Genomic DNA, 14695 nt, shown 5'->3' with positions numbered 1-14695 from the left:
CGTATTTGCCGATTTGCTATTCTTCTCAGACGAACAAAGGATGTAATTTTTACCGTCGATGGGGGATTGTCCTTTTGTCACATTATTTGAAAAGATGTTGCTGCAGTGGGTTTTCGATAAAATTAATTTATATAGTCAATATAAATAATAATCTTTTATTTATCAAAAATCACTGATATGCTGATGGAAAGAAAATCACGGCAGAATGGGGGATTTGGTATGAGAAAGGCAAGCGTTACCGGCCTGGAGGGTGTCGTAGCAGCCGAGACTGAGCTGGGATATGTAAACGGCATCGACGGAGACTTAGTATATCGCGGTTTTCGAGCCAGAGAATTGGCCGTCAACTATTCATTTGAAGAAGCGGCATATTTGCTTTGGCGGGGGTATTTACCCGATGAAAAGCAATTGACGGAATTTACAAACTCGCTGGCCGAACAGAGGCGGCTGACCCCGGATCTGAAACGTCTGCTGGATTCGATGCCGAGTCAGACACCGCTGATGAGTGTCGCGATGTCGGCAGTTGCCGCATATTCGGGTGTAGAGAGCGTGCTCGCATGGCCTCCTTCAATTGAGCAGGCAATACAGGTTACTGCACTCCTGCCAATCATTATTTCCTATCGATATCATCAAACAAAAGGATCGGAATGGCCGGCTCAGAATAATGAAACTGGCCATGCAGCCTATTATCTGTATTCGCTGTTTGGACGAGAGGCATCGCCGGCGCATATCAGGGCGATGAATGCTTATATGATTCTGGCCATGGAACATGGACTGAATGCATCTACTTTTGCTGCCCGCGTTGTCTCCTCAACAGAGTCCGATCTATATTCTGCAGTGGCCGCCGCAATAGGTGCCATGAAAGGGCCTCTTCACGGCGGTGCGCCGTCAGGCGTTATCAAGCTGCTGGAAGATATCGGATCGAAAGAACAGGCGGAAGCGGTGATGAGAAGAATACTGGATCGTGGTGAACGGCTAATGGGATTTGGCCACCGGGTTTATAAAACGCAGGATCCGAGGGCGGAGGCATTGCGTGAAGTAACTGGAGCTTTGGCAGGGGACGATCCATGGCTGGATTTGGCGCAGTACGTAGAGCAAACGGCAACCAGGCTGTTAGCCGAGTATAAGCCGGGCCGCAGGCTGTTCACAAACGTTGAATTTTACGCTGCAGCGGTTATGCGCGCCGTGCAAATGCCTCCTGTTCTCTTCACCCCAACGTTCACAGCCGCAAGAGTAGTCGGCTGGACAGCTCATGTACTCGAGCAATCGCAAAATAACCGAATATTTCGCCCCCAATCCACCTACATCGGTCCGATGCCTTCCGATTAAAAAACAGAAGCGCTGGAGCTTATTAAAGTAATCGAAAGTTATAAACGAGGTGCACCTGGAACACGATGCTCCTCTCACTGAAAAACAAAAAAGGCGCTGGACGAAAATATCCGTCCAACGCCTTTTTTGTTTTCCTTACACTCCTCAAGCAAAGCGCGAAAGCCGAAAACTCCGAAGTTAACCGCGGCTTGGCAGCACAAAGCTGCCGACTTTTCTCCGGCAGCTTAGCACCAATCCTCGCTCCATTCTTGAATCGATTGAATAACGGGTTCTAAACCTCTACCCTTCTCGGTTAACTCATATTCAATCCGGACAGGCATTTCCGGGTAAACGTTGCGTTTAATGATTTGAAAATGTTCAAGCTCTTTCATCCGGTCTGTCAGCATTTTATCGCTCATTTCCGGAATTTGCTCCTTCATTTCCTTAAAACGTTTAGGTCCGCCAAGCAGGACGCGTACGATTAATCCGGTCCACTTTTTGCCGAGCAGCTCTGTAGCACATTCGTATTTCGGGCACATTTTGGAATAATCCACCGTTATCACCCCTCTTTCTCTCATTCTATTGTAGCATATGGTGTTTGAAAAAAGGAGTATGTTTCGACAGGAATTGCAATATGCTATATAATGAATATATACTATAATTTAGTTAGTCTAATTGTAACACAAAACATGACCTAAAACCATCGAAACAAAATTGTTACCACTGCGTATAAAAATATGGTTAATTCAAGAACTAAAAAGTTATAATGGGTAGGACAGTATGATTATATTTCCTACTTCACTACACTATTATTTACCGAGGTGCTCTATGGCAGACAACTGGGGATTTTATGAGCGCCGATCGGTATCGGAGCAGATGCGTGTCTTGGTCAATATTGGCTACAAGAACACAGCACCGTTAACTGAGTATGGCGATTTATTATCCATTACCGTGAATTTGTATCCGGTCAGAGAACATAACCGTTCGAAAAGCGAATTTATAAGGCAGCTGGAGCAGTTCGAAGGAAAGCTGGAGAACTGGCTGAATAGCGCTGCAGAAGCCATCTATATCGGAAGAATAAATTCAGCCACCAGGGTCGAGTTCTATTACTATGCGAAATCAGGCCGGATCAGCGACACAATGATTAGGCAATGGATGGATGAACACTGGCAATATCGAGTGCAGCATTATATTAAGCCGGACCCGGAGTGGACTTTTTATTTGTACATGCTTCCGGATCAATTAGAGGAACTATTCGTACACAATGCGCAAATGATATACGCGCTCATCCATAAAGGGGATGATATCAAACAGCCCCGAAATGTTTATCATTGGCTGCTGTTTCGTGAAGACGAGAACAGACGTGAAATGGAGTCGATGCTTGAGGAGCTCGGTTACCGTATCGAGAAGGAGAAGGAAGGAGATCCCGATAGCGTATACCCGTTTCCGCTCGTGATCAGCAGGTTCGACAATGTTTGCCTGGATACGGTGAATGAGCGGGTGAGAGAGCTTCATCGGCTGATGTCGGGTAACGGAGGGCGCTACGATGGATGGGGCTCGGTAATGAAGCTTACCTCGACGAACCGCTTGCGATCGAACTTTCGCAGGCTCATCGACTCGGTCGAGGAAGTAATACGCAAAACATGTCAATCCCGTCGATCGTAAGCGGCTGACATTATAAGCGTATGAGGATTAGTCCGGCAAACATGAGGATGAAAGCAATCCATTGCAAAGTAGTCAATTTCTCTTTGTATAACACAATCGATCCCACAGCAACCACGAGACTGTTGGAAGCAAATATAGGACCGGCTATATTTGCTTGTCCGGTCTGCAGGGATACCGCATAAAGCTGCAAACCGCCGTAGGAAAACAACCCGGCGATAATCCCCCAGCGCATGCCGATACGCGCCGAAGCTGCGGATTGACGCATCATCCTGCCAGCAGCTTCGGCAGTATAGAACGCGCCGAGCGGCTGGAGCGCATTTTGTTCCCGAAGCACGGTCCCGGTAAACCACACAATTGATAATAAATAGGCGACAAACAGGACCGGGGCACCTTCAAGCCCCATTTCTCCCGTTACCTTGAGACCTCCGTTACGCACCGCAAACAGTACGATACTAACGCCCACATAGAAATACCAATTCTTCCGGCTAATCGTCAGTTTCTCTTTCCCGCGTATGGATACAAAGACAACGGCCATGAGCAGCAGTGTAACACCGGCCAGCTCGGAGCCTGTGAACGGTTCGTCATAAGCGAATGTGCCGAGCGCAATTACAAGCACGATATTCATATTGGTAAGCGGAGAAGTCAAGCTGGCCGGCCCGCATGCGAGCGCCTTCATAAACAGTGCATTGCCGAGGGCCGAGCCTGCGCCGATCAGCAGCCCGGCTGCCCAAACTCTTGAATCCGCTAGTGAAGAGGCGAGTGTATGCTCAGCAGCTGCATGAACGCCGAACCCGAGTGTCCCGGAAATATACAGGCCAAGAAGCAGAAAGGCGGAAGAGCCGTTCTGCATCTGGGACACTTTCATCCACCAGCCTGCGAGGCCGAACAATAGCGCACTGCCTAGCGCAGCTGCAAACCACATAATAACGACGACCTTCCTTCAGTTACATGACGAAACCGATTCGCATGCTTTGGGTCTAATGGGCCTCGGCTGCCCGTTCCTCTCGCTGCTTCAGAAATTGTCTGCCGTATTCGCCGTGAGCGTGAATAGTGGCATGTTCTGTCTGAATCGTAGAATGCGCAATGCCGTATTTGTCGCGAAGCAGTTCATTGATCGCCAGAATAACGCAGAACGGCTGCATATTTTCTGGAATAAACACGTGAGCGGTCAACGAATAATGATCCGTCGAGATCGCCCACAAATGCATTTCATGAACGTCTTCGACGCCTTCAACCTCAAGCAGGCTGCGGCGCATTTCGTCAAGATCATACTTCAAAGGCACCGATTCCATAAGGATGAAATACGATTCGCGGATGATTCGATAACCGCCTGTGAATATGATGCCGCCGATGACGATACTGATAAGCGGATCAGCAGCCAGCCAGTTCGTGTAATAAATAATAATACCCGAGACTATGACTCCGAAGGAGCTAAGCAAGTCGCCGAAAAAATGCCACAGCGCACTCTGAACGTTCAAATTGTCTTCTTTCTTCATGCTTCGGCTTAGCACGATGGTAAGCGTAAGGTTGACGATGAAACCGATCGTAGCTATGGTCAGCATAAGCTTGAAGTCGATCGATACCGGATTGATAAACCGGCGCACCCCTTCAATGAAGATTCCGATCGAAATAACGCAAAGAGCAAGTCCGTTTAAAAAAGAAGCAATAATTTCGAATCTTAAATAACCGAATGTGAAACGCGAATTGGGCGGCCGCCTCGACAAATAAATGGCGATCATGCTTAGTCCAAGCGCAATGACGTCCGATATCATATGAGCCGAATCGGACAGAAGCGCCAGCGAGTGACTGAGAATGCCGCCGACAATTTCGACGATTGTAAAGAAAAGCGTCAGGAACAACGTTATCCAAAGCGTCCGCTTCGATGTTTCCTGTTCTTTGACATGCTTTAGGTGATGATAATCGTCCACCCGCATTCACCTCCTAATTCATTTGTTACACAAATGAAATGCTTTTGTTATCGTCCTTTCACATTGCCGGGCTATTATAATAAACAAGACCCCCTTTTTACTATATATGTTTTGGGACCTGCCGACGGGCAGGTCCACTTTTTTTGCAAAGACTTTTATAAAGGTACGGCAATCGGCTTCTTTTGCTTGTAATACACCCATTGCTCGAAGCCGATTTCCCGAAGACGTGCCCGCACAAGCTCCCATTCGTCGCCGACGCGGCTTGGTATATGGGCATCCGAACCGAAGGTTACCTGAACCCCATAGTGGAGGGCACGCTCCAGAATCGAGTCCGACGGATACCAACCGCCGACGTCCTTTGTTTTACCGGATGTATTGATCTCAATGGCAACCGAGCTGCCGGCTATCAGCTCAAGTGCCGAGTCGATGGCATCATCCGCCACGATATCGGAGAAAGCCGGGTAATAGCCCTTCATCGCATCGATATGCCCCAGCACTTGAAAAACGCCGGTGCGAGCCGAGTGCCCGATTAATTCGTAATAATGACGTTTTTCGTCGATTTTTGTGCTCTCTGATAGCTTCTTCCACCGATTTCTATTGAAAATACTCACTCCCCGTGTTTGATGAACGGAGCCGATAATATAATCGAATGGATACATTTCATACATGCTTCTATACAGCTCTATGTATTCCGGATAAAAGTCCGATTCCATGCCAAGAAGTACGTCGATCTTGCCTTCATATTTCGCTTTCAGCCGCAGCACTTCATCCACGTAGTTGGTAAAATCGCTCTTGGCCATCGCAATGCCGGGCTGGGGCTGATCCAGCTCGCTGCCAAAATAAGGGGAATGATCGGAAATGCCGATGACCTGAAGCCCTTCCTTTATACCCGCCTGAATATATGATTCAATATCGCCGTCAGCATGACCGCACCGAAAATGATGTGTATGCAAATCAAACTTCATCGGAAACATCCTCCTATTCGCTGCTTATGAATTGATCTTCGGGCATACCCTTCAAGTCACTTAGAAATTGCTGCATTGCGGAGTTCAAATAACGCCCCGATTTGTAGACAACCCCTACGGGATGACTCATGTCGAGTTCATTGACCTTGATCCGCTTAAGCGTCCCGAGTCTCACTTCATTCGCAATCGAGAGCTTCGAAACGACCGCGGCGCCGAGGTTGATCTCGACCATTCGCTTCACTTCTTCACTGCTTGATAGCTCCATTACAATGTTCGGTGAGATATTGAATTTACGGAATATCCGGTCGAGGAAACGTCTTCCGAGCGTATCGGGCGACAGCATGATCATCGGGATATCCTTAAGCGATTCGACAGTAGTATGCTTGAGTGCGCTCATCGGATGCTCCGGGGCGACGACAAGTTCGTACGTATCGTAATACAAGACAGAAGTTTCCACGTTTGGATTCCGCTCAGACAAATAAGTAATGCCCAGATCGACCGTTCCGTTCTCGACGCTTGTCATCACCTGAGTGGAAGGCATCGAATGAATCGTTGTTTTAATCATCGGAAACTGGTCTTGAAAATACGATAGAACGCGGGGCAATATTTGAATCGCGATCGAAGCTGTTGTACCGAGCACGATGTGGCCTTGCGGCGTCAGGCTGAGATCGGAGAGCTTCTGCTTCAATTCTTCGACTATGGCTAGTATTCGCTCGGCATGGTCCAAAAAAACTTGTCCCCGATCGGTCAACGTAACGGGCTGATTTCGGTCGATCAGCACGGTCTTGAACTCGTCCTCCAAGCTTTTGATTTGCGCTGAAACGGCCGGCTGCGTCAAATTAAGTAGTTCGCCCGCTTTGCGGAAGCTCATCGTCTTGGAGATTGTCAATAACGTTTCAAGCTGACTGATGTTCACGGAAACCCTCCCTTGATTAAAGTTTTTTATCACCTGTTCCTCTTATTATAAAGGAAAAGCACAGCGACAGTAAAGAAACAGGGCTAACTGCCGCGAGCGATTTGACCGCAGAAATTACTTTGTAAAACTTTAAGAAGGAATAGGGTAAACTTTGTCGAAGGATTTCCGGGTAGATAGCGATAGGCAATCAAGGGGCTAGAGCAGGACGATAAGGGGGCGAAGAGAATGGATCGTAAGGCTGTTCGCGGGTGGTTGATGTACGATTGGGCGAATTCCGCATTCGCTACAACGATTATGGCCGCTGTCATGCCGATATTCTACAAGGAAGTGGCAGGGGGAGATTTGCCCGGCAATACGGCAGAAAATTACTGGGGCTTTACACAGACGATAGCGATGCTGTTTGTAGCGCTCTTGTCTCCGATAATGGGGGCCATCGCTGATTATTCCGGCGTTAAAGTCCGGTTCCTCACATACTTTGCGGTAATGGGTGCTTTATCCTGCGGAGTTATGGCCTTTATCGGGGAGGGGGACTGGCTGCTAGCATCCGTCCTGGTCATTATCGGCACAGTCGGTTTCTCTGCCGGAAATACGTTTTATGACGGGCTGTTGATTGATATAGCGCCGCCGGAACAAAGGGACAGAATCAGCTCAAAGGGCTACGCTGCCGGATACCTTGGAGGAGGAGTACTGCTTCTCATTAATATTATCATGATTCTGGGCTGGAAAACGCTTGGTTTCCCGGACAAAACTGCGGCTACGCAAACGGTTTTCGCAACCGTCGGCATCTGGTGGCTTATTTTCGCCATTCCTCTCATGAGGAACGTGAAAGAGAAAGCGAAGGGCGTATCGTCAAGCTTTGGTGAAGCTGTCAGGAGCGGCCTGACTCGAATCGGTCATACAATGAAGACCGCTGCACGTTACCCGGAGCTGCTCAAATATATGGCCGCGTTCTGGTTCTTCAACGATGGAATTAATACGGTAATCGTAATGGCCACTATCTACGGAAGCGGTATCGGTATCGATACGAATTCTTTGATCGTGGCGCTGCTCATAACCCAGTTCATCGGTTACCCCAGTACGCTCCTTTTTATTAAATTCGCATCGCGGTTCGGTACCAAGAGATCGCTGAGCGGTTCATTGATTATTTATGTCCTCATAGTGGTGCTAGGCTACTTTATGACAAGCGCAGTGCATTTCTATGCCCTGGCATTTATGGTCGGGCTCGTGCAGGGAGGCAGCCAGGCGCTCGCAAGATCGACGTATGCCAATTTGGTGCCTCCATCCCGGACGGCTGAATTTTTTGGATTCCTGAGTTTGTCGAGCAAATTTTCCTCCATCGCCGGGCCGCTCGTGTTTTCCGTCGTCGGCACCATTACCGGTTCCAGCCGGCTTGCGATCTTGTCCCTGGTTGCGTTCTTCATTATTGGAATCGCTCTGCTTGCCGCCGTAAATCTGGAAAAGGGCCGCCGGGAAGCGTTAGCCGGAGAATGAACCGGCCTTACTCGCAGTAACCAGCGCAAAAAAGCTCTTCTCATCCGCTAAGGACGAGAAGAGCTTGGTACAAGCTCGATTGACGCAATAGGCTATAACCATTCTTTTTTGCGGAAAATGTAGAGCATGCCTGCTCCAAGCAGAAGCATAATTATCAGTAGAATATGGGCGCCGAATCGCATATGCAGCCCGGGAATGTCCTCGAAATTCATTCCGTAAACGCCGGTAAGAAACGTAAGAGGCATGAATATCGTCGTCAGCGCAGTGAACACACGCATGATATCATTCGCGCGGCTCGCAAGACTGGACTGATACGCCTCGCGCAAGTTGCCCATCAAATCGCGGTATGTTTCGAAAGTCTCAGCGATTTTGACCGCATTCTCATAAATATCGCTGAAATATTTCTGCAATTGCGCATCAATCAGCTTCAAATCTTTCCTGTTTAGCGTGAAAATAACGTCTCGCTGCGGGCCGAGCACCTTCTTCAGCCACAATATCTCGCTTCGCAGACCGATGATTTCGTTGAGATGCGATTTCTTCGTATGCATCAAAATATCTTCTTCAAGTCTTTCGATGCGCGTTTCGATGCGGTCGCCGACAAGGAAATAATTATCCACGACAATATCGACGAGATAATATAAAAACCGGTCCGGACGATTTACTTCCTCTTCCCATAAAATCGGCTTTAACGCGCGCAGCTCATTGATTTTCTGTTTCGTCACCGTAATTATGAAATGACGTCCGAGAAAAATGTTCAAAGCCCGCAGAAAAATTTCCTCATCGTCGAAACGGATACTGTTGATAACGATAAAATAATGGCCTTCGTGCACTTCGATTTTCGGCCGCTGTTCTTCCTCGTTCAGGCAATCCTCGACCTCCAGGTCATGAAGCCCGAAGATCGCTTGAAGGACACCCAGATCGTCAATATCGGCGTCGATCCAATAGAAGCCTTCCGCCGGCGGAATCAGCGTTGACTTGATATCCTCTATTACAGTAAATACGCCTTGGTTCACCAGACGGATTTTCATCCGCGCCCTCTCCTCTCATCCTTGATGCAAATTTCCCGGATGCCGGCACAGCGGAAGAGAGCGGAGGCCGCCGTCAGGCAACCATGCTGCGCAAGCCCGTGTATTATTACAAACGGCGCTGTACGAATATGGACGCTTGAACAGCAAACAGCCTCGCTAATTTCCGGTACCGGTAATCGATGCGGTCGCCCGCAGGCCTCGGGTCGCCTTCCATATTCGTAAACACCCCTTTAAGTCGTCAAGTGAAATGCGGATACGCAAGTCCTCGCCCTAGTATACTCCGACAAAGTCTTTCCATTCAAGAAGAAACTAGGATGTGGGAGTTATAAAGTACTTTATGCCTCCAAGACGCGCATGGTGAACCTTCTTCGCCTTCTTTGTGTCCATAATGTCTTGACGTGAATAACGGAATGATTTAAAGTAAAACTAAGCAACCTTATTTAATCAAATAGCAAGCTTTCTTATCAAGAGCAGGCGGAGGGACTAGCCCGATGAAGCCCGGCAACCGGCGTAAAGCACGGTGCTAATTCTTGCGGAAACGATTCGTTTCTGAGAGATGAGAGGCGCATGAACGATACAATTATGCCCCCTCTCTGACAACGGAGAGGGGGGTTTTTCATTGCGCGCGCGTCCGAGCAGTAACGATGAAGTAACCCGCACCATGAGGAGTGATTGACATGCCAATCAAAGTACCGGACAATTTACCGGCCAAGGACATTTTATCCTCGGAGAACATTTTCGTAATGGATGAAAGCGTCGCGTTTCATCAGGACATCAGGCCGCTTCGGATCGCAATCCTGAACCTGATGCCCACCAAGGAGACGACCGAGACGCAGCTGCTTCGGCTTATCGGCAACACCCCCCTGCAGGTGGAGGCGGTGCTGCTTCATCCGAAGACGCATACGTCGAAGAACACCTCTCCGGAGCACTTGGAGTCGTTCTATAAAACTTTCGAGGACATTAAGCACGAATATTATGACGGCATGATTATTACCGGCGCGCCGGTGGAGCACCTGGCGTTCGAAGAGGTATCCTATTGGGAGGAGCTCAAGGACATCATGGACTGGAGCGTCCGCCGGGTTACATCGACATTTCATATATGCTGGGGCTCGCAGGCGGGGCTTTATCACCACTACGGTGTGCCGAAATATGATTTGCCCTCGAAGGTGTTCGGAGTGTTTCCTCATACGGTAGAGAAACGAAACGTCTCTCTGCTGCGCGGCTTTGACGAGCTTTTCTATGTGCCTCAATCGCGGCACACCGAAGTGCGCCGGGAGGATATCGATAAGGTCCCGGAGCTTGAGGTGCTGTCGATGTCGCCGGAAGCGGGCGTCTATATCGCAGCTTCCAGGGACGGGAAGCAAATTTTCGTCTCCGGCCACTCCGAGTACGACCCGTTATCGCTTAAATGGGAGTATGACCGTGATAAAGCGAAAGGGCTGCGGATCGACGTGCCGAAAAATTACTTTCCGAACAACGATCCTTCGCTCCAGCCGCTCGCAAGCTGGCGGGCTCATGCAAACCTGCTGTTCTCGAACTGGCTAAACTATTATGTATACCAGCAAACCCCTTATGATTTAGGTGCAGGCATATAAAGCTTCACAACCTCTATACGAACTGAAAAGGAGCCTTCACACAATGAAAATTGAAAGCCGTTTGGCGCAGATTGGATCTCAGAAAGAGCCGGTGACCGGCGCAGTCAGCTTCCCGATTTATCAGTCGACCGCCTTCCGCCATCCGAAGCTTGGCGAGAGCACGGGCTTCGATTATGCCCGGACGAAGAGCCCGACGCGTAAAGTGCTTGAGGATGCCGCAGCCGAGCTGGAATCCGGCGATGCCGGATTTGCCTGCAGCACCGGGATGGCGGCCTTGCAAACGATCTTCGCGATGTTGAGCCAAGGCGACCACCTGCTGGTCTCCCTTGATTTGTACGGCGGCACATACCGACTGCTCGAACGTATTATGAGCCGTTTTGGCGTAACGGCGTCTTATGTCGACACGAACGATATCGATGCGATGACTTCACTCTGCACACCGAATACGAAAGCGGTTCTGATCGAGACGCCTACCAATCCGCTTATGATGATTACCGACATCGAACGGGTCTGCGCCTGGGCGAAGTCGAGGGGTATGCTCACCATTGTCGACAATACGCTGCTGACGCCGTTCTTCCAGCGTCCGCTTGAGCTTGGGGCGGATATCATCATTCATAGCGCTACTAAATACCTTGGCGGCCATAATGATGTTCTGGCGGGAATTATCGTCACAAAAGGCAAAGAGCTGTCCGAGCAAATGGGCTTCCTTCATAATTCCATCGGAGCGGTGCTCGGCGCGCAGGATTCCTGGCTTCTCATGAGGGGGATGAAGACGCTCGCTCTGCGCATGGAGCGCCATCAGCAGAATGCGACGCGCCTTGCCGGCTGGCTGCTCGCGCACGAAGCTGTCGAGGAAGTGTATTATCCGGCGCTGCCTCATCATCCGGGCCACGATATTCAGAACCGCCAATCCTCCGGCAATACCGGAATTTTCTCGTTCCGGCTGAAGGATGCCCGCTATGTGGAGCCGATCCTCCGGCACATTCAACTAATCGCCTTTGCGGAAAGCCTCGGCGGTGTCGAATCACTTATGACCTATCCGGCGGTGCAAACGCACGCCGATATTCCGGAAGAAATCCGCCGTCAAATCGGAGTGGACGACCGGCTTCTCCGATTCTCCGTCGGTATCGAGCATGCAGATGACCTTATCGCCGATTTGGCGCAGGCGCTTGAAGCGGCGAAACGCGAAATCGGGGAGGCGTAAAGGGCAATGGCAGGAATCAAGTATGATTTTGATCGGCTGATTGACCGCAGAGGTACAGCCTCTTATAAATGGGATCAGTCCGAGAAGCTGTTCGGCCGTGAGGACATACTGCCGCTATGGGTTGCGGATATGGACTTCGAGCCGCCGCAGGAAGTAGTGGAGGCGATTAAGAAGCGGGCTGAGCTGGGAATTTACGGTTACACATTCCGGCCGGACTCTTACTTTGAAGCGGTGAGCGGCTGGCTTTCCCGCCGCCATGGCTGGAACGTGCGCCACGAATGGATCACATCGAGCCCGGGCGTCGTGCCTGCGCTAAGCATGATTGTGCTCGCAAATACCGAGCCCGGGGATCGTGTCATCCTGCAATCGCCGGTATATTATCCTTTCTACGATGTGATCAAGATGAACGGGCGTGTCGTAGAAGATAACCCGCTTATTCTGGAGGATGGCCGGTATTCGATCGATTTCGACCTGCTTGAGCGCCAGGCGCAGGAGGGGGCGAAGCTGCTGCTCTTATGCTCGCCGCACAATCCGGGCGGACGTGTGTGGACGCGCGCAGAACTGGAGCGGATCGGTGATATTTGCCTGAAGCACGGCGTGCTGGTCGTTGCAGACGAGATCCATCACGACCTTGTTTTCCGGGGGCATCACCATACGCCGTTCGCGTCGATTTCGGACGCCTTCGCGCAAATATCCTTTACTTGCATCGCGCCGAGCAAAACGTTTAATCTCGCGGGTCTGCAGACTGCATCGGTTATTATTCCGAACGACGAGCTGCGGACGAAATACAACTACTTGCTGAAGACACTATCCCTGCACATGGAAAGCTATTTCGGCTTGACCGCCGTCGAGAGCAGCTATAATTATGGCGAGGAATGGCTGGAGCAGCTTATGGACTATCTGGAGGGCAATCTGAATACGCTCATTCGCTTTATCCAATCCGAGCTCCCGCAAATAAAGGTCATAAAGCCCGAAGGAACCTATATGGTTTGGATGGACTGCAGCGCTATTTCAGCGGACCCCCGGCAGTTAAAGAAGCTTATGTTCGAACAAGCGGGAGTTGCGTTCAGCGAAGGCTCGGTATTCGGCAAACAGGGCGCCGGGTTTCTGCGGGTTAATCTCGCGTGTCCGCGCTCAATATTAGAGGCCGCACTCGAACGTTTTGCAGCATCGGTTCGTCAGGCCGCTGCAGCAGACTAGGGGGATTGCGAATTGACAGGCTGGATAACCGTAAGCGGACGTGACAGTTCGCTTACGGTTTCTTTATTCTGTTCCGCAGAGCCGAATTCCTGTGAATAATTGCTGAACAAACGGTATAAAAAGGTCCGCCGGTCTTGCCTGTCTGATGACTGCGGCAGTCTTTTTATGTTACGATGAGGAAGACAATTAGGAGCCAGGAACGGAATAGGAGGGACTTAATCGATATGAGTCAAGTGGATCGGATACTGAAAGACGCGCTGGATGGAAATCGGCTTGGGCTTGAACAGGTCGTTACGCTGTTTGAGTCCGATGAAATTGAGAAAATGGGCCATGCCGCCAACATCCTTATGGAGCGGCGCCACCCTGAACCAATCACGACTTTCGTAGTCGGACGTAATATCAATTACACGAACGTATGCGACGTTTACTGCCGTTTCTGCGCGTTTTACCGGGCGCCCGGGTCTCCGGAAGGTTATGTGCTTCCCGATGAGGTCATCCTGCAAAAGATTCAAGAAACGATAAACGTCGGCGGCACGGAAATATTAATGCAGGGAGGCACCAATCCGAATCTGCCGTTCACGTATTACATCGATTTGCTCCGTAAAATTAAATCTCACTTCCCGGGAATTACAATGCACTCGTTCTCCCCGGCTGAAATTCATAAAATGCGCGATGTTTCGGAAGGTCTGTCGCTCGACGAGGTCGTTCGCCAGCTGCATGAGGCGGGACTCGATTCGCTGCCAGGGGGCGGCGGAGAGATTCTCGATGATCGGACAAGAAGGAAGATCAGCCGGCTCAAAGGTTCCTGGACGGACTGGATGGACGTAATGAAGGCCGCGCATCGCCTGAATATGAATACCACTGCTACGATGGTAATAGGCTTCGGCGAGGAGATGGAGGAGCGCGCCCTTCATTTGCTTCGCGTCCGCGAGGCGCAGGACGAATGTATAGCGAACGGTTATAACACACCCGGATTCCTTGCCTTTATTCCGTGGACGTTCCAGCCGGAGAATACGAATATGAAGCGGGAGAAAGCGACGCCGGAGGAATACTTGAAGACGCTCGCCATCAGCAGAATCGCGCTTGATAATATTGATAACTTTCAGTCCTCCTGGGTTACGATGGGGCCGGAGATCGGCAAGCTCTCGCTCTCTTACGGCTGTAATGATTTCGGCAGCACGATGATCGAGGAGAATGTTGTCTCTGCCGCCGGGACGACGCATAAAGTGAATATCGAACTCATACTGCAATTAATTCGCGAAACGGGGAAGATACCGGCTCAGCGCAATACGAAATATCAAATTTTGAAAGTTTATAATGAAACGGACGGAGTCGAGCACGACTTCGTAATGCAAAATTGATAGATATGGATAAGAGCCCCTTGCGCGATCGGAATGT

13 protein-coding genes and 1 riboswitch are annotated in these 14695 nt (G+C 50.1%); of the genes, 7 read left to right on the top strand and 6 right to left on the bottom strand.

Features of this window, described 5'->3' with window-relative positions; genetic code table 11:
• Positions 1-219: 219 nt before the first annotated feature.
• Positions 220-1326 (top strand): citrate synthase/methylcitrate synthase, encoded by a 1107-nt coding sequence (locus KZ483_RS22155; protein ID WP_220349688.1) that lies wholly within the window; start codon positions 220-222, stop codon positions 1324-1326.
• Between the two features lie 224 nt (positions 1327-1550).
• Here the strand turns inward: KZ483_RS22155 and KZ483_RS22150 are convergent, their stop codons facing one another.
• Positions 1551-1859: a winged helix-turn-helix transcriptional regulator gene (locus KZ483_RS22150; protein ID WP_309568681.1), complete on the bottom strand. Its 309-nt coding sequence runs from the start codon at positions 1857-1859 to the stop codon at positions 1551-1553.
• A 274-nt stretch (positions 1860-2133) separates the two neighbouring features.
• Between KZ483_RS22150 and KZ483_RS22145 the strand changes: the two genes are divergently transcribed.
• A complete protein-coding gene (locus KZ483_RS22145) occupies positions 2134-2970 on the top strand; it encodes a DUF695 domain-containing protein (protein ID WP_220349687.1) in 837 nt (278 codons plus the stop codon).
• A gap of 10 nt (positions 2971-2980) precedes the next feature.
• Here KZ483_RS22145 and KZ483_RS22140 read toward each other — a convergent pair whose 3' ends face one another.
• From KZ483_RS22140 to KZ483_RS22125, 4 genes are all read right to left on the bottom strand, one after another.
• A complete protein-coding gene (locus KZ483_RS22140; protein WP_220349686.1) occupies positions 2981-3892 on the bottom strand; it encodes an EamA family transporter in 912 nt (303 codons plus the stop codon).
• Positions 3893-3947: 55 nt separating this feature from the next.
• Complete coding sequence (locus KZ483_RS22135; RefSeq protein ID WP_220349685.1) at positions 3948-4904, bottom strand: cation diffusion facilitator family transporter; 957 nt, start codon at positions 4902-4904, stop codon at positions 3948-3950.
• Between the two features lie 149 nt (positions 4905-5053).
• The gene (locus KZ483_RS22130; protein ID WP_220349684.1) at positions 5054-5863 is read right to left on the bottom strand and encodes a histidinol-phosphatase; all 810 of its coding nucleotides are present in this window, start codon (positions 5861-5863) and stop codon (positions 5054-5056) included.
• A 13-nt stretch (positions 5864-5876) separates the two neighbouring features.
• Complete coding sequence (locus KZ483_RS22125; protein WP_220349683.1) at positions 5877-6779, bottom strand: LysR family transcriptional regulator; 903 nt, start codon at positions 6777-6779, stop codon at positions 5877-5879.
• Positions 6780-7004: 225 nt separating this feature from the next.
• Here KZ483_RS22125 and KZ483_RS22120 point away from each other — a divergent pair, with 225 nt between their 5' ends.
• Positions 7005-8270, top strand: a complete 1266-nt coding sequence (locus tag KZ483_RS22120) for an MFS transporter (protein ID WP_220349682.1) — start codon at positions 7005-7007, stop codon at positions 8268-8270.
• Between the two features lie 92 nt (positions 8271-8362).
• On the opposite strand, the gene corA is transcribed toward KZ483_RS22120, so the two are convergent.
• Positions 8363-9298: a magnesium/cobalt transporter CorA gene (corA, locus tag KZ483_RS22115; RefSeq protein WP_220349681.1), complete on the bottom strand. Its 936-nt coding sequence runs from the start codon at positions 9296-9298 to the stop codon at positions 8363-8365.
• Between the two features lie 458 nt (positions 9299-9756).
• Positions 9757-9861: riboswitch (SAM riboswitch) on the top strand.
• Between the two features lie 114 nt (positions 9862-9975).
• Between corA and metA the strand changes: the two genes are divergently transcribed.
• The 4 genes from metA to mqnC all read left to right on the top strand — a co-directional run bounded on the left by metA (position 9976) and on the right by mqnC (position 14658).
• Entirely contained in the window at positions 9976-10893 is a 918-nt protein-coding gene (metA, locus tag KZ483_RS22110) for a homoserine O-acetyltransferase MetA (RefSeq protein ID WP_220349680.1), read from the top strand.
• Positions 10894-10936: 43 nt separating this feature from the next.
• Positions 10937-12097, top strand: a complete 1161-nt coding sequence (locus tag KZ483_RS22105) for a PLP-dependent transferase (protein ID WP_220349679.1) — start codon at positions 10937-10939, stop codon at positions 12095-12097.
• 15 nt (positions 12098-12112) lie between these two features.
• Positions 12113-13297 carry a MalY/PatB family protein gene (locus KZ483_RS22100; protein ID WP_220353608.1) on the top strand — a complete coding sequence of 395 codons (1185 nt, stop codon included), beginning with the start codon at positions 12113-12115 and terminating at the stop codon, positions 13295-13297.
• A gap of 224 nt (positions 13298-13521) precedes the next feature.
• Positions 13522-14658 carry a cyclic dehypoxanthinyl futalosine synthase gene (gene mqnC / locus KZ483_RS22095; RefSeq protein WP_220349678.1) on the top strand — a complete coding sequence of 379 codons (1137 nt, stop codon included), beginning with the start codon at positions 13522-13524 and terminating at the stop codon, positions 14656-14658.
• Positions 14659-14695 lie beyond the last annotated feature (37 nt).

It is taken from the genome of Paenibacillus sp. sptzw28, assembly GCF_019550795.1.
GTDB lineage: Bacteria > Bacillota > Bacilli > Paenibacillales > Paenibacillaceae > Paenibacillus_Z.
The sequence above is the reverse complement of the archived record's forward strand: the minus strand, read 5'-3'. Positions and strand labels throughout refer to the sequence as shown.